The 23,360-nt window shown below is 57.4% G+C and carries 13 protein-coding genes, 1 other RNA gene and 2 pseudogenes; 10 read left to right on the top strand and 6 right to left on the bottom strand.

All coding sequences use genetic code 11. From position 1 onward, the window contains the following. Window positions 1–2: 2 nt before the first annotated feature. Window positions 3–1,406 (bottom strand): sodium-dependent transporter, encoded by a 1,404-nt coding sequence (locus tag B3N48_RS02365; RefSeq protein WP_296178921.1) that lies wholly within the window; start codon window positions 1,404–1,406, stop codon window positions 3–5. 117 nt (window positions 1,407–1,523) lie between these two features. Between B3N48_RS02365 and smpB the strand changes: the two genes are divergently transcribed. Next, window positions 1,524–2,006, top strand: coding sequence for an SsrA-binding protein SmpB (gene smpB, locus B3N48_RS02360; protein WP_062389795.1), 483 nt, complete (start codon window positions 1,524–1,526; stop codon window positions 2,004–2,006). 149 nt (window positions 2,007–2,155) lie between these two features. On the opposite strand, the gene B3N48_RS02355 is transcribed toward smpB, so the two are convergent. Further along, window positions 2,156–2,923, bottom strand: a complete 768-nt coding sequence (locus B3N48_RS02355; protein ID WP_296178920.1) for a GntR family transcriptional regulator — start codon at window positions 2,921–2,923, stop codon at window positions 2,156–2,158. 406 nt (window positions 2,924–3,329) lie between these two features. Between B3N48_RS02355 and B3N48_RS02350 the strand changes: the two genes are divergently transcribed. The 9 genes and pseudogenes from B3N48_RS02350 (at window position 3,330) to B3N48_RS02310 (ending at window position 16,003) form a co-directional block, all read left to right on the top strand. Then, the gene (locus tag B3N48_RS02350; RefSeq protein ID WP_296178919.1) at window positions 3,330–5,024 is read left to right on the top strand and encodes a lactate permease LctP family transporter; all 1,695 of its coding nucleotides are present in this window, start codon (window positions 3,330–3,332) and stop codon (window positions 5,022–5,024) included. Window positions 5,025–5,093: 69 nt separating this feature from the next. Then, a complete protein-coding gene (gene lldD / locus B3N48_RS02345) occupies window positions 5,094–6,242 on the top strand; it encodes an FMN-dependent L-lactate dehydrogenase LldD (protein WP_296178918.1) in 1,149 nt (382 codons plus the stop codon). Window positions 6,243–6,318: 76 nt separating this feature from the next. After that, on the top strand, window positions 6,319–9,129 hold the full coding sequence (locus B3N48_RS02340) for an FAD-binding and (Fe-S)-binding domain-containing protein (protein ID WP_296178917.1): 2,811 nt from the start codon (window positions 6,319–6,321) through the stop codon (window positions 9,127–9,129). 210 nt (window positions 9,130–9,339) lie between these two features. Then, complete coding sequence (locus B3N48_RS02335) at window positions 9,340–9,630, top strand: hypothetical protein (RefSeq protein WP_296178916.1); 291 nt, start codon at window positions 9,340–9,342, stop codon at window positions 9,628–9,630. A 120-nt stretch (window positions 9,631–9,750) separates the two neighbouring features. Next, window positions 9,751–10,142, top strand: a transfer-messenger RNA (tmRNA) gene (gene ssrA / locus B3N48_RS02330). A gap of 187 nt (window positions 10,143–10,329) precedes the next feature. Further along, a pseudogene (locus B3N48_RS02325) lies at window positions 10,330–11,586 on the top strand (integrase domain-containing protein). Between the two features lie 948 nt (window positions 11,587–12,534). Further along, window positions 12,535–13,515: pseudogene (locus B3N48_RS02320) on the top strand (integrase domain-containing protein). After that, window positions 13,512–13,784: a hypothetical protein gene (locus B3N48_RS02315; RefSeq protein WP_296178915.1), complete on the top strand. Its 273-nt coding sequence runs from the start codon at window positions 13,512–13,514 to the stop codon at window positions 13,782–13,784. The pseudogene B3N48_RS02320 and the gene B3N48_RS02315 overlap by 4 nt, the downstream one beginning before the upstream one ends. 251 nt (window positions 13,785–14,035) lie before the next feature. Continuing rightward, complete coding sequence (locus B3N48_RS02310) at window positions 14,036–16,003, top strand: hypothetical protein (RefSeq protein ID WP_296178914.1); 1,968 nt, start codon at window positions 14,036–14,038, stop codon at window positions 16,001–16,003. 153 nt (window positions 16,004–16,156) lie between these two features. Here the strand turns inward: B3N48_RS02310 and B3N48_RS02305 are convergent, their stop codons facing one another. From B3N48_RS02305 to B3N48_RS02290, 4 genes are read right to left on the bottom strand one after another with little or no spacing between them, the layout of a single operon-like run. Next, window positions 16,157–17,110, bottom strand: coding sequence for a PD-(D/E)XK motif protein (locus tag B3N48_RS02305; protein ID WP_296178913.1), 954 nt, complete (start codon window positions 17,108–17,110; stop codon window positions 16,157–16,159). Then, complete coding sequence (locus B3N48_RS02300; protein WP_296178912.1) at window positions 17,103–19,421, bottom strand: Z1 domain-containing protein; 2,319 nt, start codon at window positions 19,419–19,421, stop codon at window positions 17,103–17,105. Before B3N48_RS02300 ends, B3N48_RS02305 begins: the two co-directional genes overlap by 8 nt. Next, on the bottom strand, window positions 19,418–21,439 hold the full coding sequence (locus tag B3N48_RS02295) for an ATP-binding protein (protein ID WP_296178911.1): 2,022 nt from the start codon (window positions 21,437–21,439) through the stop codon (window positions 19,418–19,420). The genes B3N48_RS02300 and B3N48_RS02295 overlap by 4 nt, the downstream gene beginning before the upstream one ends. Further along, window positions 21,436–23,100 carry a DNA cytosine methyltransferase gene (locus tag B3N48_RS02290; protein ID WP_296178910.1) on the bottom strand — a complete coding sequence of 555 codons (1,665 nt, stop codon included), beginning with the start codon at window positions 23,098–23,100 and terminating at the stop codon, window positions 21,436–21,438. The genes B3N48_RS02295 and B3N48_RS02290 overlap by 4 nt, the downstream gene beginning before the upstream one ends. Between the last annotated feature and the right edge of the window lie 260 nt (window positions 23,101–23,360).

Genomic DNA, 23,360 nt, shown 5'->3' with positions numbered 1-23,360 from the left:
CGTCATTTCCAAAGCTGAGCGGCAAAGACAATCAGAATGCCGATCGGCGCTACATAGCGCATCAAAAAGAACGTCAGAGCGAACAGGACCGGACTGCGCACGGACAACTCGTCACGCACTGCCTCACGGCCCATCACCCAACCTGCAAAGATCACAAAGCACAAGCCACCCAGCGGCAGCATGATCCGGGACGTGAAGAAATCGATCACGCCGAAGAAGTCCAGCCCCGCCGTCGCGCCCCACTGGTAGAGGTGAAACGCGCCGCCTTCGTTCACGAAAAATTTGGCCTGCTTCCAGATGTTGAACGAGAACACGGTGCCCAAACCCACGAACCAGCAGATGAAAGACAGCCAGAACGTCACCCATCCGCGACGCAGTTTAGTGCGTTCCACCAGGTACGCGACCATAGGCTCAAGTAACGAAATCGCCGAGCTCCAGGCAGCCACTGCGACCAGAATGAAAAACACCACGCCCATCACGGTGCCGAACGCTACGTTACCAAACGCGTAAGGCAAGGTAACGAACATCAAGCCCGGTCCCTCGCTCGGGTTCAGCCCCGCCGCGAACACAATTGGAAACAAAGCCAGGCCGGCCAGCAATGAGACGAACGTGTCCAGGAGTGCCACGCCCACCACCGTCGCGCTGATCGACGCCTCCTTGGTCATGTAGGCGCCGTAAATCATGATCGAACCGACGCCCACGCTCAGCGAGAAAAACGCGTGCCCCATCGCCGGCAGCAAGCCTTCCATGATCTGCTCGGGCTTGAAGTCGAACATGAAATGCACGCCTTCCATGAAATGCCCGGTGGTCAGGCTGTAGCCCAGCAAGATCACCATCAGCACAAATAACAGCGGCATGAGAATGCGCAAACTGCGTTCCAGACCTGCGTTCACGCCCTTGGCGATGGTGATCGCCGACAGCACCATGAACAACGTATGCCACGCCACCATGCGCCACGGGTCGGCGATCAGCTCACCGAAAAATGCGCCGACGCCATCGGGTGTGACCGACTGAAAATCACCCTTGCCCACATCGACGATGTACTCCAGCGACCAGCCCCCGACCACGCTATAAAAAGAAAGAATCAGCAGCGCGGTGATCATCCCGGCAAATGCACCCCATGACCACTTTGTCGAATGACCTGACTCACGGGCCAGCACTTTCAGCGCGTTGGCCGGGCTTTGCCGGGCGCGGCGACCGATCAGGGTTTCGGCCATCATCACTGGAATGCCGATCAGCGCGATGCATGCCAGGAACACCAGCACAAACGCGCCGCCGCCGTAGACGCCGACCATGTAGGGAAATTTCCATATACTGCCCAACCCCACCGCCGAGCCTGTGGCGGCCAGGATGAACACCCAGCGACTCGCCCAGCTCCCGTGGACTGAAACCTTGTCCGTTGACATCGTTAACGTGTCCCACACCCAAAAAAGATCGCGCATTGTCCGGGATTCACTCAACGCGCTCAAGCACGCAGCATCCCCATAGCCGAGAGCACAGTTGATCCCTATAATGCGTCGCCTATGGCCAAGCTCAAGAAACACCCCACAGGGACCATCGCGCAAAACAAGAAGGCGCGACACGATTACTTCATCGAACACAAGTTCGAGGCCGGTCTGGTCCTGGCCGGTTGGGAAGTAAAAAGCCTGCGTGCCAACAAGGTGCAGCTGGTGGACAGTTACGTGCTGCTCAAGGACGGTGAGGCCTGGCTGATGGGCAGCCATATCACGCCGTTGACGACAGCCAGTACCCACGTCATCGCTGACCCGACACGCACCCGCAAACTGCTGCTGAACAAGCGTGAACTCGAACGGCTCAACGCCGCAGTGGCGCAAAAAGGTTACACCGCCGTTGCCCTCGCCCTTTACTGGAAGGCGCACTTGATCAAGTGCGAAATCGCCCTCGGTAAAGGCAAGAAGGAATACGACAAGCGTGACACCGAGCGCGAACGCGACTCCAATCGCGAACTCCAGCGCGCCGTACGGAACAAGGGCAAGGAAGATTAATCCTCCTCGACAGCGGATGGCCCTGGCCGGACGCAATCCTTGTGGGAGCCGGCTTGCTGGCGAAGGCGATAGGTCAGTTGCTGATGCGTTGACTGATCCGCCACTTTCGCCAGCAAGCCGGCTCCCACAGGGTTAGTCAACACCCCTTCTCACATCCCGTTCCGCCGCTCAGCCCGCGCCGTACGCTCCACCTGCTGACGCACCTCTTCCAGCACTTCCTGCACATACAGCAAATGACGGCTCGATACCTCGCGGGCATCGTCCGCTCGCCCTTCGATGATCGCCAGGTACAGCTCCCGGTGCTGGGTAATCAGCATGTCGCGGGTTTCGGTGCGCTGCTTGTACATGCCGCCGATATTGGTCACGACATTGCGCCTCAGTAAGTCGAAGAGACCGCGAATGGTATGCAGCAATACGGCGTTGTGACTGGCCTCGGCGATAGCCAGGTGAAAATTCGCATCCGCGGCGCCCTCTTCGGCGCGGCTGACTTCATCGGCCCGGCTGTAGCAATCTTGCAGAGCATCGAACGCCTCACGCAAACGCACGCGGTCAACATCCGTCGCCCGGACAGCCGCGTAATAGGCACAAGACGCCTCCAGAGTGTGCCGAAACTCCAGCAAGTCCCGCTGCGCGTCGGTGCTGCTTTCCAACAGATGAAGCAGGGGGTCGCTGAACGTAGAACCCAGGCTTTCAACCACGTAATTGCCCCCGCCCTGCCGGCTGATCAGCAGCCCTTTGGCAGTGAGCTTTTGAATGGCTTCGCGTAACGATGGGCGCGACACGCCGAATTGCTCGGCCAGCGCCCGTTCGGCAGGCAAGCGGCCACCCGCTTTAAGCGTGCCTTCCAGAATCATTCGTTCGAGCTGTTCGACAATATCGTCAGACAACCGACGCTGACGCACCTGATCAAAACCCATACCGCCTCACTTCACCTTTCTCACTCTCCTGCCTGCCATATGGCGGAGGGCGCACATTCTCACTGATTGCAGTCGGACATTCACCCAGCAGATGCAGGAAAAGTCGCCATCTCAGAGGAAATGCCTGACAACTGCTACAAAAGTTCTAAGGTCACAAATTGACACATCAACGCTAAGGCTTCTAACCTAGCGCCAAGACATTGTAAATTGGTATTACCAATTTACAATGCCGACGCGTCGGGTACACCCGAGGCGTTGCTAGCCTTTCTGGCGGAGAAGGGCTTGAGCTGGTGAGCTGTGCGATTCGTTCGTCAGCATCGGCAGGACGACAGCTGTCGCTTGCAGGAGCCGCGCACGTAGGACATGGACACCGGGCCTAATCAAACAACAACTAGGGGCCTCCCACATGCAAACCTGGCAACAGCTCTACACACCACTCGGCAGCCTGGGCCTATCGGCGCTCGTTGCGCTTATTCCGATTGCCTTCTTCTTCCTGGCATTGGCCGTTTTCCGGATGAAGGGCCACATCGCAGGCACCATCACCCTCCTACTGGCCGTGCTGATCGCGATCTTCGCTTTCCACATGCCCGCAGACATGGCCATCGCTTCGGCAATGTATGGCTTCCTGTACGGTCTGTGGCCCATCGCGTGGATCATCATCGCGGCGGTGTTTCTCTACAAACTCACTGTCAAAAGTGGCCAATTCGAGATCATCCGCAGCTCGATCATGTCGGTCACCGACGATCAGCGTTTGCAGGTCTTGCTCATCGGCTTCTGTTTCGGCGCATTTTTGGAAGGTGCGGCAGGCTTTGGTGCGCCAGTGGCGATCACCGCGGCCCTGCTCGTCGGCCTGGGGCTGAACCCCCTTTATGCAGCCGGTTTGTGTCTGATCGCAAACACTGCCCCAGTGGCGTTTGGCGCTTTGGGGATCCCGATTATCGTGGCCGGTCAGGTATCGGGCATCGACGCGTTCAAAATTGGCGCTATGGCGGGCCGTCAATTGCCCCTGCTGTCAGTGTTCGTGCCGTTCTGGCTGATGTTCATCATGGACGGCGTCAAAGGCGTGAAAGAAACCTGGCCTGCGGCATTGGTGGCAGGTGGCAGCTTCGCCGTCGTGCAATACCTGACCTCGAACTTCATAGGTCCAGAGCTGCCAGACATCACTTCGGCGCTAGTCAGCCTGGTATCGCTCACGCTGTTCCTGAAAGTCTGGCAGCCTGCGCGCGCTGAGCAATTCCAGGTCGCAACCGCCCCTGGCGGCGCCGCCGTGATGGGTGGGTCGGGCGGTTTTAATCAGCCGCGGACGACAAAAGCCTCCCCTTACTCGGCCGGTACGATCATCAAAGCGTGGTCGCCGTTTCTGATTCTCACCGTGGTCGTGACGATCTGGACCTTGAAGCCCTTCAAGGCGCTGTTTGCTGCTGGCGGGCCTCTGCAAGCGCTGACCATGAACTTCCCGGTTCCGCATTTGGATCAACTGGTCATGAAGATGGCCCCCATCGTCGCGAACCCGACCGCGATGCCCGCCGTTTACAAGTTTGATCTGCTGGCCGCCTCGGGCAGTGCGATTCTGCTGTCGGCAATTCTGTCGATGATCGTGCTGCGAATTGACGTGAAAACCGGTCTGTCCAATTTCAAGGAAACCCTCGTCGAACTACGTTGGGCCATCGTCTCCATTGGCATGGTGCTGGCCTTCGCCTTCGTCATGAACTACTCGGGCATGTCGACAACCCTCGCGCTGGTGCTGGCCGCAACGGGTTCTGCCTTCCCGTTCTTCTCGCCGTTCCTGGGCTGGCTGGGCGTGTTTCTGACCGGCTCCGACACCTCGTCCAACGCGCTGTTCGGTTCGTTGCAAGCGACGACCGCGCATCAAGTCGGGGTCAGTGATGTGCTGATGGTGGCCGCCAACTCCACCGGCGGCGTGACCGGCAAGATGATTTCCCCGCAATCGATCGCGGTCGCCTGTGCGGCGACCGGGCTGGTCGGCAAGGAGTCGGATCTGTTCCGCTTCACCCTCAAACACAGCCTGTTCTTCGCCGCGATCGTCGGCGTTGTCACCTACGTTCAGGCGTATTGGTTGACGGGCATGCTGGTTCATTAATACGAGAGGCGCCGGGTGTGACGTTTCACGCCCGGCCGCCGCTGCGCTCACTCAACGTTGCGAGACACCATGATCATTTCTGCTGCCACTGATTATCGCGCCGCCGCCAAACGCAAATTGCCGCCCTTTCTGTTTCACTACGCCGACGGTGGCGCCTACGCCGAACACACCCTGCGTCACAACGTGTCGGACCTTGCGGGTATCGCGCTGCGTCAGCGCGTGCTGAAAAACATGTCCGAATTGAGCCTGCAAACCACGCTGTTCAACGAAACACTGAGCATGCCCATCGCGTTGGCGCCGATCGGCCTCTGTGGGATGTACGCCCGCCGTGGCGAGGTTCAGGCCGCGCGTGCCGCCACCGCCAAGGGCATCCCTTTTACGATGTCGACCGTGTCGCTGTGCCCGATCGAAGAAGTCGCGCCTGCCATCGACCGCCCCATGTGGTTTCAGCTCTACGTGCTGAAAGATCGCGGCTTCATGCGCAACGCCCTCGAGCGCGCCAAGGCCGCCGGGGTCAAGACCCTGGTGTTCACCGTGGACATGCCCGTCCCGGGCGCACGGTACCGCGACCTGCACTCCGGCATGAGCGGCAAAAACGGCCCGATTCGTCGCGTGCTGCAGGCCATGACCCACCCTCAATGGGCGTGGGACGTCGGCGTCAACGGCCGTCCCCACGACTTGGGCAACGTTTCGGCCTATCGTGGCAACCCCACTGGGCTCACTGACTACATCGCCTGGCTGGGCAACAACTTTGACCCCTCGATCTCGTGGAAGGACCTGGAATGGATTCGTGAATTCTGGGACGGCCCCATGCTCATCAAGGGCATCCTGGACCCGGAAGACGCGCGCGATGCGGTGAAATTCGGCGCTGACGGCATCGTCGTTTCTAACCACGGCGGTCGTCAGCTCGACGGCGTGCTCTCCAGTGCCCGCGCCTTGCCTGCCATTGCCGATGCTGTGAAAGGCGAGATCAAGATCCTCGCCGACTCCGGCATTCGCAGCGGCCTGGACGTAGTGAGGATGATCGCCCTCGGCGCCGATACCGTGCTGATCGGTCGCGCCTTTCTTTACGCCCTCGCCACCCATGGCGAAGCGGGTGTGAAGCATCTGCTCGATTTGTTCGAAAAAGAGATGCGCGTGGCGATGGTGCTGACCGGCGCCAAATCCATCAGTGAAATCACCCGAGACTCCCTCGTGCGTGAATCGCTGATTTCCTAAGTGAAACGGGCGCTTCCGCGCCCTTCGAGTTCGTGCACGCGGCGCATCAGACGTCGCGGCAGATGAGGAAGATTCTATGAGCCTCCCCGCCTCATTCCTGGCCGATGTGAAGCGCCTGATTCCTGCCGGACGCATGTTTGACGATCCGCTCTCGACGCTAGCCTTTGGCACTGACGCCAGCTTTTATCGGCTGATCCCGAAACTGGTGATTCGCGTTGAATCCGAAGATGAAGTCGCGACACTGCTCAAGCTGGCGCAAGTCGACAGGGTGCCCGTCACCTTTCGTGCGGCAGGGACCAGCCTGTCTGGCCAGGCGATCAGCGATTCTGTGTTGCTGGTGCTGGGTGATAACTGGAACGGCCGAGAAATCCGCGGCCAAGGTGAACAGATTCGCCTGCAACCGGGGGTGATCGGCGCACAGGCAAACGCCTGGCTGACGCCGTTCGGGCGCAAGATCGGCCCGGACCCCGCCTCTATCAACGCGGCCAAGATCGGCGGCATCGTCGCCAACAACTCCAGCGGCATGTGCTGCGGCACAGCCCAGAACACCTATCACACGCTTGCCGGGATGCGGCTGGTGCTGGCAGATGGCACGGGCGTGGACACCGAAGATCCGCAGAGCATTGCGGCGTTCCGTGCCAGTCACGGCGATCTGCTGGAACGTCTCGCCGAACTGGGTCGCGAGACTCGCGCCAACACGGTGCTGGCCGCAAAAATTCGCCACAAATATCGCCTGAAAAACACCACCGGTCTATCGCTCAACGCGCTGATCGATTTTGACGAGCCGCTGGACATCCTGAGCCATCTGCTGGTCGGCTCCGAGGGCACACTGGGGTTCATCAGCGCCGTGACCTACGACACCGTGCCCGATCATCCCAACAAAGCCTCGGCGCTGATTGTGTTTCCGGATGTGGAAACTTGCTGCAACGCCGTGACCGTCCTGAAAACCCAGCCCGTGTCCGCCGTTGAACTGCTGGACAGACGCAGCATGCGCTCGGTGCAGAATAAACCCGGCATGCCGGCGTTCGTGCGTGAGCTGTCGGAAAACGCCTGCGCCCTGCTCATCGAAGCCCGAGCCGCGACGCAGCCTTTGCTGCATGAACAGTTGGCGCAGATCATGGCTTCGATCGCGCATTTCCCGGTCGAGAAGCAGGTCGATTTCACTGAAGACCCGCTGGAAAACGCCCGTCTATGGGCCATCCGCAAGGACACCTTTCCTGCCGTCGGCGCGGTGCGCGAGACCGGCACAACGGTGATCATCGAAGACGTGACCTTTCCGGTCGAACAACTGGCCATCGGCGTGCGTCGCCTGATCGAGCTGTTCGACAAGCATCACTACGACGAGGCGATCCTGTTTGGCCACGCGCTGGAGGGCAACCTGCATTTCGTCTTCACCCAAGGCTTCAACGACCCGCAGGAAGTGGCGCGCTATTCGGCGTTCATGGATGACGTCACGCAACTCGTCGCCGTCGAATTCAACGGCTCGCTCAAAGCCGAACACGGCACCGGGCGCAACATGGCGCCGTTCGTTGAGCTCGAGTGGGGCCGCGACGCGTACCAATTGATGTGGGAACTCAAACGGCTGCTCGACCCCAACGGCATTCTTAACCCGGACGTAGTGTTGAGCGAAGACCCGCAGATCCACCTCAAGCACCTCAAACCCATGCCTGCCGCCGATGAGATCGTCGACAAATGCATCGAGTGCGGGTTTTGCGAACCCGTCTGCCCATCCAGAGGACTGACCCTCAGTCCGCGCCAGCGCATCGTCATATGGCGTCACATTCAAGCGAAAAAACGTGCAGGCACCGATACCACCGAACTGGAACGCGATTACCACTACCAAGGCATCGACACCTGCGCGGCGACAGGGCTGTGTGCGCAACGCTGCCCGGTGGGCATCAACACCGGCGAGTTGGTTAAAAAGCTGCGAGCACAGGAAGCGCGTCACGGCAAAACCGCTGGGTGGCTGGCCGAGCACTTCACGGCTGCACTCAACGGCGCGCGCTTCACGCTGCATGCCGTCAACGGCGCTCGCATGCTGCTCGGGGCGCCACGGCTGGCCAAAGTTTCCGCCGCGCTCACCAAGGCCTCATCGAGGCGCGTACCGCAATGGACCCCGGCCATGCCACAACCGCAACACGCTATTCGCTTCACGCCGCCCGTTGAAGATCAACGGCCCCGCGTGGTGTACCTGGCCGCGTGCGTCTCACGCGTCATGGGCCCGGCAGCGACCGACCGAGAGCAAACGTCGCTGATGGACAAAACCCGTGGACTGCTGGAAAAAGCAGGCTATCAAGTGGTATTCCCCGAGAATCAGGACGCGCTCTGCTGCGGTCAACCGTTCGCCTCCAAAGGCTATCCCGACCAGGCCGAGGCGAAGCGCCAACAACTCCTCGCGGCACTGACCGAAGCCAGTCGTGGCGGCGTTGACCCGATCTACTGCGACACCAGCCCCTGCACGCTGCGTCTGCTGCAGGACCTCAAAGGCACGCGCCTGGATTTATACGACCCCGTGCGTTTCATCCGCACGCACCTACTCGACAAATTGGAGTTCACGCCGCAACAGGAAGCCATCGCTGTCCACGTCACCTGCAGCACTCAACACCTGGGAGAAAGCCAGGCACTGATCGATCTCGCCCGCCTGTGCAGCGTCAACGTGGTCATCCCTGAAGGCATCCACTGCTGCGGGTTCGCGGGCGACAAAGGCTTCACCACACCTGAGCTGAATGCTCACTCACTGCGCACCTTGAAAGGCGCCGTCCATGACTGTTCTGAGGGCATTTCAACCAGCCGCACCTGTGAGATCGGCTTGTCGCAACACGGCGGAATTGACTACCACAGCCTGGTGTATCTGGTGGATCGCGTCACTCGACCAATAGCTGACTGATGCACACAAATGGGGCGATGATCGCTCCATTTCCCTGACACATGCTGCAACATGGCTTTTTCACACCATTTGCAAAATAAATAGAACCCCTGCGGTGGGCGGCAGTCCATGTCTTTAAGCGCTACAACCCCATCAGCGCTTATTCCTCTATCTCGGAAAAAGGCCCCAATTGAGCGGCCATACCGAGTCAACAGGCTCAAGGAGATACACATGAAGCGCACAGCACTGACTGGTCTGTTTCTTACCGCTGCACTGTTGGGTTCCCCGGTGTTCGCCGCCGATGACCTGTGTGGCGCCAACTTGCAAACGCTGAAGGATGCTCATACGTCCACGAGCACTAACATGAGCGCAGACACCAAAGACGAGCTGGAAAAAACCCTCACTGCCGCCACCGCCGCGCAAAAAGCAGGCGATGACAAGAAATGCATCGAGCTCACTACCAAAGAAATCACCTCCCTGAAAACCGGCGGCGATGGCTCTGACGGCGGTAACGCCAAGTAAGACCCTGCGGCACGCTAGCCAGCCTTCGGGCTGGCTTGGTGACGCTGGCCAAGCCTCGGAGTCGACGTATCTCATTGATTCGGGTACACTCCGCGGCCTGACTGCTAGAGCAGCAGAATTGGGGCCGATTAGGATTCGACGCCGGTGATGAAACTCTAGGGGCATGCCGACTTGGTAACAGAAGTCGTAAATCCACTGTTGCAACTTTCTATAGTTGCCAATGACGAAACCTACGGGGAACAAGCTCTCGCTGCGTAAGCGGCGCTAGCCTTCCTTCTGGTAGCTTCGGCTCCAGCAATCATCAGGGGATGCCTGTAAACCCGAAATGATTGTCATACAGAACAGGATCGCCGTGCAGTACGCTGTGGACGAATCGGCTAAAACTTACACAGCTCGCCCAAAGCACCCTGCCCGTCGGGTCGCTGAGGGTTAACTTAATAGACACGGCTAAGCATGTAGGCCCGAAAGCGGAGTACTGGCGGACGGGGGTTCAAATCCCCCCGGCTCCACCAAATGATCAAACAAAGACGTCCACGGACGTCTTTTTTTGTGCCTGCGATCCAGCAAATACGCGGCCTCCAGCGCTTTTGCGGTCTTTTGATAGTTTTTGAGTTCCAGCAGTTCGGGTATTCCAGGCGGTATTCCACCTCACCCGGTGCTAAGCTTTGGAATACCGAATCAGTGCCTGAGGACAATCTCATGCCTGCTCAAAACATCCGCCTCTCCGATCGACAGCTCAAGGGAGTCAAACCCGCGTCCAAGGATTACGTCCTCACTGACGGCGATGGTTTGCAGCTCCGGGTACGCAGCAACGGCTCGTTGCTGTGGAATTTCAACTACCGCGAACCGGTGACCAAGAAGCGCATCAACATCGGCTTCGGGACCTATCCCGAACTGTCGCTGGCGAATGCACGAAAGATGGCAGTCGATGCACGCGAGCTGCTCGCCCAAGGCATCGATCCGAAGGTGCAGCGCAATACGCTGAATGAAGCCAAACGCGCGGAAACCGAACACACCTTCGAGAATGTGGCCACCGCCTGGTTTGAACTCAAGAAAGACTCGGTCACCCCGGCCTACGCCGAGGACATTTGGCGGTCGCTCACGCTGCACGTGTTCCCCGATATGAAGACGACCCCACTCGCGAAAATCACTGCGCCGATGGTGATCGGACTGCTTCGCCCAATCGAAGCGAAAGGCAGCCTGGAAACGGTCAAGCGTCTCAGCCAGCGGCTAAACGAGATCATGACCTACGGCGTCAACTCCGGCCTGATCTTCGCCAACCCGCTCACCGGCATCAGGGCAGTCTTCAAGAAGCCCAAGAAAGAGAACATGGCTGCGCTTCCGCCAGAAGAGCTCCCCGAGCTCATGCTGGAGATCGCGAACGCCAGTATCAAACGCACCACCCGCTGCCTGATCGAATGGCAGTTGCACACGATGACGCGCCCCGCCGAGGCGGCAACTACTCGCTGGGCAGACATCGACTTTGAAAGGCGTGTCTGAACTATCCCTCCGGAGCGGATGAAGAAGCGCCGCCCACATAGCATCCCGTTGAGTGATCAAGCAGTCACGCTGTTGGAGTCACTCAAGCCTCACAGCGGCCATCGCGAATACGTCTTCCCGGCAGACAGAAATCCACGCAACCACGCGAATAGCCAGACCGCGAACATGGTGTTGAAACGCATGGGCTTCCAGGATCGCTTGGTCAGCCACGGCATGCGTTCGATGGCCAGTACCATCTTGAATGAACATGGGTGGGACCCGGAGCTCATTGAGGTCGCACTGGCGCATGTTGACAAGGATGAGGTACGCAGCGCCTACAACCGAGCCGACTACATCGAACGCAGGCGACCGATGATGGCCTGGTGGAGTGAGTACATCCAGAAAGCCGCCACCGGCAGCCTGCTCGCCTCAGCGTACGGCCAAGTCAGAGACAAGAACGTGGTGCCGATTCGCTAGCGCTTTGCAGGCGCAATAATTGCCGAACTACTGAACGTTCAAGATTCAGGGCAAGCAGCCTCGCTTATTCGCTTCTCAGCACGGGTCCTTCCAAACAGGGCTGCAAAGCCGCCCTGTTTGGAAGGACCTCACTTTGAAGAGCTAAAAGCGACTACGTTGTCCAGGGTTTACCACGGAATTCCAGCGGTGGATAACCGCTCTTAAAGTCCAAAGTGGCGCTGAATTTCAAACCTTGACCGCGATTATCCACGGGCGTAGAACAGGTCGTGCAAGCGCTGTCGATGACAGCAACCCAGGTGGCCCGAGCCTTGAAGGTCACGCCGCTCTCGCGGTGGTTCTTCCCCAAATGGCGATTCGCATCCGGCAGCTCGCCAGGTCACCTCCCCGGTGATGGATGCCTACTTCAGATCATGGCCCTCGTGCGCCAGGCAACACCTCCTACTTCGCTGCCCTGCAGCAACCTATCCGCTTGGCCGAATCTTGCGCCAACCTGCGCCCGTCTCTTTCTCCTGGAAAGAGACGGGCGCTTCTAACACTGCTGCAGCCCTCATCGCACTTGGCTTTGCGGCAACTCCACTCGTGACAATCGACATGACAAACGCCGATGTCGCCAGCAACAGCGATGTAGATGATGGTGCCGCAGACCAGGGAATGGACTGCACCTGACTGACAGTCAGGCATGCCCCGGTCATCACATCGCTGCCTTCACCCAACTCAGGATCTCGCGGCGCTGGTTTCGTCAGCCAATGCTGCCTCCACCCGCCCACCAGTATCGGTGCTCAGGAGGCCAGATCATGAGATGCCCTTGCTCCCGGTCGTAAGGAGCCGCCAGTCCCGCGTTAGAGGACACCCCACAGGTCGCAGGGGCCTTGATCCCTGATAACACTCAACATTCTTGGCGGGATGACGTGGGGCGAGAGTCGGAGCACAGCAGATGAGGTGACCAACATGGCATTGGTGGGTAAACGCGATGGCCGCAATTTCGGCTACGGCAGGCAACTGAGCTACGCGGGACCTCAGGCGCTGAAAGACATGTTCAGCGGTGGTCATTACGGCACGGTCAAGGCGCACAGTGATAGGTGGCAAGCATTCGTGAAGTGGTGCCGCTCCGAACAGGGGCCCGGTATCAATGATGCGCGGCAGATTGATCGAAAGGTGTTGGCCGACTACGCAGCGTATCTGCGCGACATGGTTAGGCGCGGCGACCTTGCCGTCAGCACCGCACAAAACCGGCTATCCAGCGTTAACAGGACCATGGCGGCGCTTCGCGGTGATCAGTACGTTAAGTTACCAAGTCCGAGCAAGGCGTTGGGTATGCAGCGCACTGGGGTTCGTCAGTCGGTGCCACAGGGCCAAGACCGCAAACAGGTGAAGCAGATCGTCGATGCGCTTTGCAGCCGTGACCAGAGACGGGCCGCAGCGATCGTACTGTTGGCGCGAGCCACCGGCATGCGCTTGCGTGAGGCCATCTTGGCTGACCTGCCTCGACTTAGTCGTGAGGCTAACGGCCTAGGCAGGATCAACATCCAGGATGGCACCAAAGGCGGCCGAGCTGGCGCCTCGGCGCCACGTTGGATTGCGGTGGATGACCATGTTCGAGGTGCACTTGGGTTTGCACGGCAAGTGTCGCCTGCGGGTAGCCGCAACCTGATTGCGCCAGACGAAAGCTACCTGAATTTTCTGCAAGAAATCATCCGCCCTGCGCGGGAAATCCTGCAGGCACAGAACATCAAGGGCTACCATGAGCTACGAGCGGCATTCGCTTGTGAGCGCTTTGAGCAAATCACCCATCACCGTGCGCCTATCAACGGCGGCCAATGTTGCTAGGTAGACAGGCACCTAGATCGTGAGGCCCGAAGGCAAATCAGCTATGAGCTGGGGCACGGTCGGATCGATGTGGCGGCTGTCTATTTCGGAGGACGGGCATGAGTAATTCATTCGATATGGAGGTGTTCTTGGTTGCGATGTTGACGGGGTGGCATGCAACACGCCAACGTCATTTGAAGCAAGCGAATATCATCAAGGCTGACATCGCAAAGCGCTGGCAGCGAGAAACACCTTGGGCTTGGCAAAGAAAACATTTGGCTTGGTTTCTCGAAAATCGCATGTCCCATCGCAGCGACGCTACGCGATACTACTTGCTGACTGTCCGGCTACTCGCTCGTTGTCTACACAAGTTATGGGTTTTCAACCTCTGACTGAAACTGTCTGCTGTCGCCACCTGGGCTGCCCTTCATGGAGGGCATCCTGCGACCATAGATAGGTGAGAACGCACCTAAGAAACCAGCGGCATCTCGCAATTCATTCTATAGATAGAGCCAATTCTGATTAATTTTTTTAATAATTGAGGATCCAGCCCGCTGGTAATGTCCGGCTAATGAAACTTTCAGGGCTCTCAAGTTGGGCTTTGAGACGGAATCCGATCACTTGCTGACCTAAAGGGACTGCTATGAGGCTAGAATCATGGGATCCGCTGACCAGCGGTCAAGATGTGGATGCAGAGATCCTATTCGCTGCGAAGAAGCGTGAAATCAAGAATATTCTAAAGTCTTACGTTGGTATGTATGACTCTTTCTCCGAGCTTATTCAAAATGCGATGGATGCCGTGGACCGCCGCGCAACTGAGCTTGAAGAGCCAGGCTACATCCCCAAGCTTTGGCTGACCATAAATCTTGAGGAGAATTCCTTTTCCATAACTGACAATGGCATTGGATTCAACGAAAAAGAATTTAAATCATTCCTTGCTCCAAATATTTCATTTAAAAATGGCGGGCAAACAAGGGGCAATAAAGGAGTTGGAGCTACCTACATAGGCTATGGCTTCGACTACCTACAGTTTGGCACAAAAGTTTCCGGCCATACGTTCCATGGAGAGCTTTTGAAGGGTCGAGACTGGGTAGAAGACTTTCACGGCACGGTTACGCGCCCAATGGTTACATCCTCGGAGATTACTGACCCAGCGTTCGCAGAAATAACAAGGGGATCTACGTTCAAAATAAAATTTGGAGGATCCAGCACTCGACCGAAAGATCTATCCTGGTACTCAGCCACTACTGCCGAACAATGGTTGTACCTACTGCTTATAAAAACCCCACTCGGCGCAATAACATTTGCATCAGAAAGCTCAAAGATTAAATTCCAGCTCACAGTCAGAAACAAGCAGGGCGAAGTCTCAGCTCTATCCGAGCAAAGCTGCAGTTATGTATATCCACATACAAGATTAAGCGCCAGCGTCAATCTAAAAGAAGTACTGGAAGTTCAGAAAAAGCTTCAAGCCCTGGGAAAAGATTCATCCAACCTTCCTGTGAAATATCTGAAGGCGAATGGAATTTATGAATTCTTTAGCCCCGACGATTTGCTTTCCCTGTTATCACCCAGCGATAAGTTTAACTCTCTAATCAATCAGTATCAGATTTCAGCATACGGCTACTTTGCTTATTCTACGTCTATTTGGGATCAATTCAATGACGAGCTTGCAAAGCTAAGAAAACAGTACAGAGTCTTGAAAGGTGGCCTACAGCTTGCTAACAATCAGATGATACAGGGTGAATTGATCACAATCCCACTGACCTCTAACATTGGCCACCAGAACCAGTGCCATGTCATTGTTCACTTTGTAGATGCTGATCCAGATTTAGGAAGGAAAGGTTTTCAACCTGAACTGAAAGAGGCTGCAGAACATATTTCAGTTGAGATAGTGAAACGTTTCCAGAAATGGCGTCGCCTCCTAAGAATAGATACAGGCGCCAAGAACGATATAACTAGGGAAGGGTCCCTTCATGACTGGGTACGAGCGCAAGAAGTCCATGAAATAGAACGATCATTGAGCCTCACAAACAAGAATTTCTTTGCACCCACAAATGAAATCTCAATAACATCCGAGCCTGTATCAGAGCAAGACGTGATTGTACTATTCAATCAGTTAGTTGCTGGCGGAGTTATTCGTGGGATAAAATTATTGGCCACCAGCCAGACCCAGCAATACGATGGAGTTTTTAAGTTTATCATTAGAGACCCTTTATCCAACCATGAGTATGACAAAGAAAACAACCCACTGGGAGTTCAACAGCTTCAGTACAACAAAGAGTACACTAGCCCTCCAAAAATCCTTGAGTACAAATTCAATATTGATGCGCTAATTCGCGAATTTGAGTCCGAATACAAAAGCGAAAAAGAAATCCATCTCGCGATCGCCTGGGAGTTAGGCTCGGAGTGTCACCGCAACTACGATGTCGTTTCCTTATTAGACTTGGACAACCTACACCTGCGAGACTACCATGGAATTACTCACACCTTAAACTCCACAACAACTAAATTCTATGTCATCATTCTAAAAGAGCTAATCGACTATCTGAACTCGGTAGACGGAGTTCAGGAATATCACCGTAAGACCTACAGCGGCGAGCTGCTCGACTAATCTGCCACATTAAATAGCTTGGGATTGCTGCCAGAATACTTGCTCCGCATGGCTGTCAGCATCCCAAGCTGAAACAAGGATTAGGTTCCATTCATTCCCCACCACATGCTTGGTTGCGGCAACGTTGACAGTTGCCCGCTGCCCTCGCGCCCATCAGGCGGTTAGAAGAACCTCCTGAACTTCCATTACGCCGAGGGAAGGCAGGCTGCCGACATTGATGCTGTACTTAATGCCGGACACACCGAGTGGCGGCACGTAGTCATCGGGGAGCCTGGGGAAGTTTCCGGCAACTTCAAAGACATGGACATCGCGGAATGTGAACCGGAGAAGAGCACCTGTCTGTCGTAGGCCCTCGTGCCAGCCGAGTTCTGCCAAGCGTGAGTCGAAAACATCTAGAGCATGCCCATCGGACACCAGCTTCTTCCGAATTTCATCGACGCGGTCTGCAAGCGTTTCATCGCCACCCAGACTGCGCTCCAGCATAACGCTGACAAACAGGAGGCGCTTGCTGGCGGGCGCTTTCAGCTGATCGAGACGGGATATTTCGTGCTTCGGTTCTGATCGCGTGGTCGTTTTCACTTCAACGTGAACTCCCTGGCCGATGAAATCATGACGTTCGCCTTCAGGCCCGCTCCAAAGGTGACTGACGCGCGGCCCGATGGTCGGGAGCAGCACATTGGACAGCACCCAGAGCTCGCCGAAAAGACCGATCTGCTCTGCCGCACTCAGCTCAAGTGCAAGCGGGCGCAAAGCCGCACGCATATCGTCGATGATACGTTCAACCGAGATAGCAGGATCGCGGCCTTCAATGCAAATAGCGTGGATGACCTTATTGGCTACCAGCGTTAGTAGCTCTTCGTGGTGGCTGCGTGCGGAAACGTCCAACCAAATCTGTCCGCCCTCCAGGATGCGGACCTGAAGACTCTGCAGATCCGGCGGCAGTTTCTGCGGGGCAATATCGATGGCCAGCACCAGGTGCAGACGTCCGTCGTCTGACACTCCTATCAGGGCCGCCTCCAGGTCTTCAGCGGCCTGCTCGTAAATATCCTCGTGTGGAAGGCGCTGCTCGCGCAGACTTGCCCAGCGGTCCTGCGTGATCTTAAACATTGCGTACCCCACGGTTTACAACAAACCGTTGATCACCGTCCGTAGTGCGTGGCAGCGACAGTGCAAGGCCCAGCACTGTCTGCGTTGGCGCGCGGAGCGGTTCGGGATCAAGGGGGTAGAGCAGGAGCAGGCCCTGCTGTACGGGTCGGTCCTCGCGCATTGCTCGTGCATTGAAGCCTGAACCAACGCGGTAGTTCTCCGGTCCGCCATGCAGGTCGACACCTTCATGGCGTGGATCGATCAGGATGCCGATCGACTCGTTGGCCTGCAACGAACGCCGAACAAGGCCGAAAGGCCTTCCACCCAGGAGTACCTGTCGTTCCCGATCCGGGTTGGCTACGAACACGGTCCAGTTCGTGAGCTCTCCCTTTTCACCTCGCTCCAGGATCCAGTCGGCAATCTCCGCGCCCTGAAATGCAATGCTGTTCGGGTGCCCTTCATAACGCCTCAGGAACAGTGCGATGTGCTCGGCCGGTACATCATGTGCTATGGCGCCGCCGTATGCATCCTGTGTCGGGGGATGCTGTCGCAGCAGGGCAGACGCAAGGTCCACGTTCCGCTCCAGCATTTCCCGAACTTGCATCGGAAACAGGATCGTCTGCGGGTTCTCGCCAGACCATGACCGCGCATTGTCCATCTGCATCCCGCTCTTGTTCTTACTCGTGAGCAGTAGCTTTGAATGGGCGCGCATCCGGATGGCCATCTGGTCAGGTCTGCGGCCGGCCTTGTTGAGTGCTGTAATGGAGTCCCGCAGGGATTCTTCGACCAGCGCCAGCTCCACGAACCACTGAGCGATGCCTTCGGTGGTCCAGATACGGATCAGGTCTTCATAGCCAGCCCTGAAACCATACCAGCGGGCCATCTGCAGCAGAGCATCTGCCAGCGCTGTAGTCCGCAGGAAGTATGCAATCGTTAGTCCCTCAAGCGTTAATCCGCGCGACAGCCTATTGCCACCTACCGCAACGAGCTGCCGTCCAGGCTTGGCTTCGTAATCAAGTTCATCGCCCGTCGTGCTATTGAGCACAACGACCACTAACCGGGCCAAGTTAGTCACTGCCTCTTCTAGTAGAACCTCTACGCTGCAAGGCAGATCTACCTGCCCCAGCCCTGCGAGCGTTGATCGGAACATCTGTTTGAGCACACCGGGCTCGGCGTTCTCATGCTGGAACCAGTTACGAATCTGCTCCTCGATCGCCTCCCCAACACTCAATTGGTCCTGCTGGAGCCGCGATACGTGCACCAGCATAGTATTCGGCTTACCCACTTGGCCGCGCTGCAGTCTGATGGCGCCAGCAAGCGCGAAGGTCAGGAGGGCATCGGCAAGCGACTGTGGAAGATCCAGCGGGCCGCGAGCAACAATTGCTTCGCTCCTTTTGCGCTGCTTCGGCTTCAAAGCTTTCACATCCGCCGCGTCTACGGGGCGCATGACATCGCGCCCCTGCGAGCTGACGCCGAAAAGCTCTTCCGTGCCCGTGTAGCCGTCAGGCCTCGGAAGCTGCACGACGAAGTCCTTGGGAAACAGGTCTTCGCCTACTTGGCTATCACTAGCGTCTGGGTCGATGAGAATGTTGGCGAATGGTGTAGCCGTGTAGGCGATGTATGTAGCCCGCGGAATCTTTCTGAGGATGTCGCGAATCAGGGCGTTGGTGAGTGACGGGGCCGTGTCGTCATCAGTTTCGGTGTCGGTGTCCATACTGGGGTCGCGCCGATTTCCGCGTGTATTGATGGAGGCCTGATCGGCTTCGTCATCGATGAGAAGAACCGGTACATCAGCGAGCCGGCCTTCGAGTTTACCGAACCACTGGTTGAGCCGTTTAAGGATGGGCGTGATCTTCTTCGCAACGATCAGAACGGTACCGGTAGATGCGAATCCGTCGGCCACCTCCGGCTCACGAAAGTCTGATGCCTCATCGGTCAGCGAGATCCAATCTACTCCGGTCCCGGTCAGCTCCAGATCCAGGCGTTTCTGCGTCTGGTTCCGCAGTGAATCGTGAATGCCTGAAAGAACAATGATCAGGCGGTAGCCGACATCGGCTGCGCGCGCTGCGACGGCCGTGAAGTTGGCGGTTTTGCCGGACTGAACGTAGCCGACGACTAGACCGCGGCACTGAAACTCCGGGCGATCTACCGGTGTGGTCTTCGAGATGATCCGCAGTGACTCTTCTGCGACCGACGCAATCTGGTGCGGCTTCCATTTGGGCTGGGCGCGCAGATAGGATTCATGCCGAGACCAATTGGTCCAGGTGGTTGCATCAGTCCACAGTGCCAGCCTGGGCTTCAGTGTAAGGGGAAACGGAAGCCGGACGTTCATAAGACCTTGTCCGTCAGCTGGTCCGGAACTCCGGCCGACTCCAATGCGCGAAGGAACTCAGACAGAGCCGTTTTGACCTCGGCATTCTTGTCGATGAGCTGCACGAGCGTGACCAGCGTCGGCATCAGTGGGGTGACCTCAACTTCCTCCCCCTTGAACCCGGTCTTGCGCTGCCATGGTTTGTCGCCGCTGCTGACAAGGCGGATTGAAGCTCTGTCCTTCTTTATTGCCGAGGCCAGAACAGGTGCGGCCACGGGAGTGCCTCCCGCTGTTGTCGTTGGAGGCAAGAAGCCGCCTGGCGCTGGTGTGTCGGCGGGCAAGACAGTCTTTCCGAGACCTTTCGGAGTCGGCGCAGTTTTTTCCTTCTTGTTGTAACGGGCGCGGGCTGCTGCACGAGGGGCCTTGAGCAGATCTCCGAGGGGCTTGGTGATCGCATAGGGCAGGCGAATGAGCTGCTTGCTGATATCTACCTGCAGCTGCTCATCTGCCAGCCTGTCGAAGTCGACTGCGACACGAATCAGCTTGGTGTGCTCATCCTTGGCGAAGAGATCTTCCCAGCCGCCCCATTTGATGAGGCGGTCAAGTCGATAGAAGTATAGGCCTTGAGCATCGTTTGCGCGGCCATTGAGGGAGTGGCGGTCTCGTTCGACGCGCTGTACCAACGGAGACAGGTCCGTGGTGTACTCGTCAAGCTCTGCCTCGTTTGGAGTGACGTACGCACGAACATAGAGGACAGGCGTCTTGTCCGGAGAAGGGCCGGGAAGCTCGATGCGATGCTGGTCGAACTCTTTCGTCAGCGGGTGCCCCATAGGGTTATTGCCACGCAGAACGTCATCGTTCATCCGGATGACTACCTTCTCGCGCCCGCGCGCCTTGCCTTCAAGATACCGGTGGAAGACCAGTTCGAGGTGCGACTTGATGGCAGCGAGCTCCTGCGCATATAGAGAATCTGCTTTGCCTCTCACAGGCTCCATCGAGGGGCGCATCTGCGTAAGCAGCACGGCCGTGCCCGAGTCGCCGATGTGCACTGCCGAGGCATGCTCGGGAGCTACCGGGTCGCTCAGAAGCTCCCAGCGGCGTGTCTTAGCAAGATGCTCCTTGTCCCACGTGAGTGTCGTGCTCTCGCTTCCGGAAGCTTTAGAGACGACCGTCAGTCGATCAGCCTGGGACCAAGCTGCCCCCTTAAGCCCATAGCCGAACTTGCCCAGATCGCCGTCGTCATACTCACGCTGGTGCCCGATCTTCATGGCGTCGCGCAGACCCGATGAAGTCATACCCGTGCCGTCGTCACGAATGCACATCCACCGGCCGCTCGTATTGGGATTCGGGAAGGTGATGTCGATTTCCCGAGCGCCATGCGACAGGCTGTTGTCCACCAGATCGGCCACGGCGCTTGGCAGGCTGTGTCCGGCACGAGCCAGGATCTTGAAGAGACCGAGCGGGTCCGGTGCGGCGTCGTCATCGTTGCGGATGTTGTCGTTTTCATTTTGTGACGTCTCGGACACTTTTTCTGCCTCCTTGAATAGCTCCGGGAATTGATCCGAGAGCACTGCTTGGCAGTGCTGGCCTTCCTCGCCGTACAACGCAATCATTGCGGATTTGCCAAGCTGGGCGCTCTCTCCATGGTTCAGGATCGAAGAGCGAGCTGGGTGATCTGCCGGGATGACAACCCAAGATGCCTTGGCTGGGGTGCTCGAGGCGTCAACCACCATCGCGAACAAGACACCTGGGTCAACGAAACTGTAGAAGGAGCTCTTCGGGCAATCGCCTTCGAATCTCCAATTTTTGTGCTGCCTCTTGAGCCATGAATCGATCTCAACCACCGTGCCTTCGTCTTCGAGACGGCGGCAGGTGATTGGAATGGTGTCCGGGCTTTCTGCTGAAGGAAAAACCTTGCCGACGACGTCCCAGTCGAAATTGATGGAACGCTGTTTGGCGCGTTCTTTCCCCTGGCGGCGGTACTCATGAAACATGCCGAGTTCAGAATGAGTAAGCAGTCGGAGAATGGTGAACTTCACTTGCTACCCTCTGTCGTCTTGATCTGTGATTGCTCCAAATCGAACAAAGCCACCCGCATATCCTGTGTCTCCGGTGCCCCCAAGCACTCCCTCATTCCACGAGCGATTGCATAGGCAAACAGTGGTGGTACGGCGTTGCCAATCTGCTTGAATGCCGGGTTCATCGATCCTTTGAAGACAAAGCCGTCCGGGAAGGACTGGAGCCGCGCAGCCTCACGGACGGTGATGGTGCGTGCCTGTTCCGAGTCGAAGTGGATGTGGGAATAAGAGTCCTTGCCAAGGTGCGCCATCAGCGTACGTACCGGAGCATCGGCCCGAAGCTTCCACCACTTGTTGGGAAACTTTCCCGGGTCATAAGGGATGCGCCAAGAAGAAATGTATGTGCTGACGTCTGCGTGTCTCGGGTCGGTGGGCAAACCGAGTTTCCTGCGGTCGGCAAGCCAGCTCGCAATTTTCTGCTCTACATAAGCATGCACCTGTGGGTACTCCCAGCCAGGCTGAATCTCGGCGAAGATCTTGTAGTCGCGCGGCAGATACCGGAATACATGGCCAGTCGTAGACTTGGTCGTAAATCCGTGCCACTCCCGCATCAGGCGCGAATAGGCAGTCGACGGATTTTTCGCTGTGTATTCGACAGGTTCTGACGGGTCTTTCGCCCCGCGACGAATCGCACCCGAGCGAAGCATTTCTTCGGCGTACAAGTGCGGCAGATCTGCCAGCGCATCAGAAGCCGATGTGGCCGCGGGAGAGTCGGGAGCTGGATCGGGAATCCAGCGGTGATGCTCCGAGCCTTCGGCCTTGATAACCCGCCTTGCAGCATTCTTGGAGCTAGTGTAGCCGGATGGCAGAACCAAATGGTGCGTTGGCACCGGGAATCTTGGTTTGATACCGGTCGAACGATGGAAGCCGACTAGAATCATGCGCTCCCGTACCTGCGGAACGCCATACCAGACGGAATTCAGCAGCGTGTAGGCTACGTCGTAGCCCTCCTCGGCAAGGCTTTTGGAAACGAGCTCAGCAACATTGGTGCCGCCATGATTGAGGATGTCTGGCACGTTCTCCATCAGAAGCGCAACAGGCTTCGTCGCCCGGATGAATGCGACGTACCGCTCCCACAAGCTGACCCGTCCGTCCACCAGGAAGGCCTGATCTGCGGTCACCTCTTCGCGGAGGCGCGCTTGCTCGCGGAGCTTCGCCCGACCTACACGGGCGAACGCCTGACAGGGTGGCCCGCCAACGAGGACATCGATCTGACGATCCGTGGCGCCCTGAAGCTCGAGGTCGCCGAAGACGGAATCAGCAGTCTCGGTTACTGCGTCCCGCGGAGAGTGGTGCGCTTCCTTATCACCCCCAACTGAGCGCGAGCCGAAGTTGGCTCCGTGCGACTTCGCAGCCCACGGGTCCATTTCGATCGATGCGACCGGTTTGAATCCTGCGGTCAGGAAGCCAAGAGATATGCCGCCACAGCCTGCAAACATGTCCATGTAGCGGATTTCGCCGCCTTCTTGAATACGCTGCAGCTTGCTGCAGATAAGCTCGTCGTCTGGGGTAGACGCGCAGGAATTCTTACCACTCGAAGGGGACAAGGCCTCAGCCGGTGTAATTGGCTCTTCATAGGTATTGCTGTGCAGCGAATTGAGCAGCTCGATTTGGATGGACATCCAGTATCTCTCATAGGGAACATGCGCCAAGACCAGCTGCACGGAGCGCAGAAGGACGGCGGCTCAGGCCTGTTTAGGCCACGCGGCGCAGTCCGGTTGACGGATCATTAACCGGGCGCCAAATGTTACATCGTGTCAGAGTGTAATGAAAATGCTGCGCGGTGTCCCTTGCGCAGGCTGGGTGAACCTTCATAGCCAGCCCCAACAAGAGAAAGAATACCTTTAACGTCAAGTTTCACGGGTAACGGGGCCCGTCCCGA

The organism is Pseudomonas sp. UBA1879 (genome assembly GCF_002338065.1).
GTDB lineage: Bacteria > Pseudomonadota > Gammaproteobacteria > Pseudomonadales > Pseudomonadaceae > Aquipseudomonas.
This window is presented reverse-complemented; position numbering and strand designations above follow the sequence as displayed.

Excerpts from the sequence above, each read along its gene's own strand:
- B3N48_RS02350 (WP_296178919.1), top strand. The coding sequence starts at position 3,330 with ATGCAAACCTGGCAACAGCTCTACACACCACTCGGCAGCCTGGGCCTA.
- B3N48_RS02310 (WP_296178914.1), top strand. The coding sequence starts at position 14,036 with ATGAGGCTAGAATCATGGGATCCGCTGACCAGCGGTCAAGATGTGGAT.
- B3N48_RS02365 (WP_296178921.1), bottom strand. The coding sequence starts at position 1,406 with ATGTCAACGGACAAGGTTTCAGTCCACGGGAGCTGGGCGAGTCGCTGG.
- lldD (WP_296178918.1), top strand. The coding sequence starts at position 5,094 with ATGATCATTTCTGCTGCCACTGATTATCGCGCCGCCGCCAAACGCAAA.
- B3N48_RS02315 (WP_296178915.1), top strand. The coding sequence starts at position 13,512 with ATGAGTAATTCATTCGATATGGAGGTGTTCTTGGTTGCGATGTTGACG.
- B3N48_RS02305 (WP_296178913.1), bottom strand. The coding sequence starts at position 17,110 with ATGTTTAAGATCACGCAGGACCGCTGGGCAAGTCTGCGCGAGCAGCGC.
- B3N48_RS02355 (WP_296178920.1), bottom strand. The coding sequence starts at position 2,923 with ATGGGTTTTGATCAGGTGCGTCAGCGTCGGTTGTCTGACGATATTGTC.
- B3N48_RS02290 (WP_296178910.1), bottom strand. The coding sequence starts at position 23,100 with ATGTCCATCCAAATCGAGCTGCTCAATTCGCTGCACAGCAATACCTAT.
- smpB (WP_062389795.1), top strand. The coding sequence starts at position 1,524 with ATGGCCAAGCTCAAGAAACACCCCACAGGGACCATCGCGCAAAACAAG.
- B3N48_RS02335 (WP_296178916.1), top strand. The coding sequence starts at position 9,340 with ATGAAGCGCACAGCACTGACTGGTCTGTTTCTTACCGCTGCACTGTTG.
- B3N48_RS02340 (WP_296178917.1), top strand. The coding sequence starts at position 6,319 with ATGAGCCTCCCCGCCTCATTCCTGGCCGATGTGAAGCGCCTGATTCCT.
- B3N48_RS02300 (WP_296178912.1), bottom strand. The coding sequence starts at position 19,421 with ATGAACGTCCGGCTTCCGTTTCCCCTTACACTGAAGCCCAGGCTGGCA.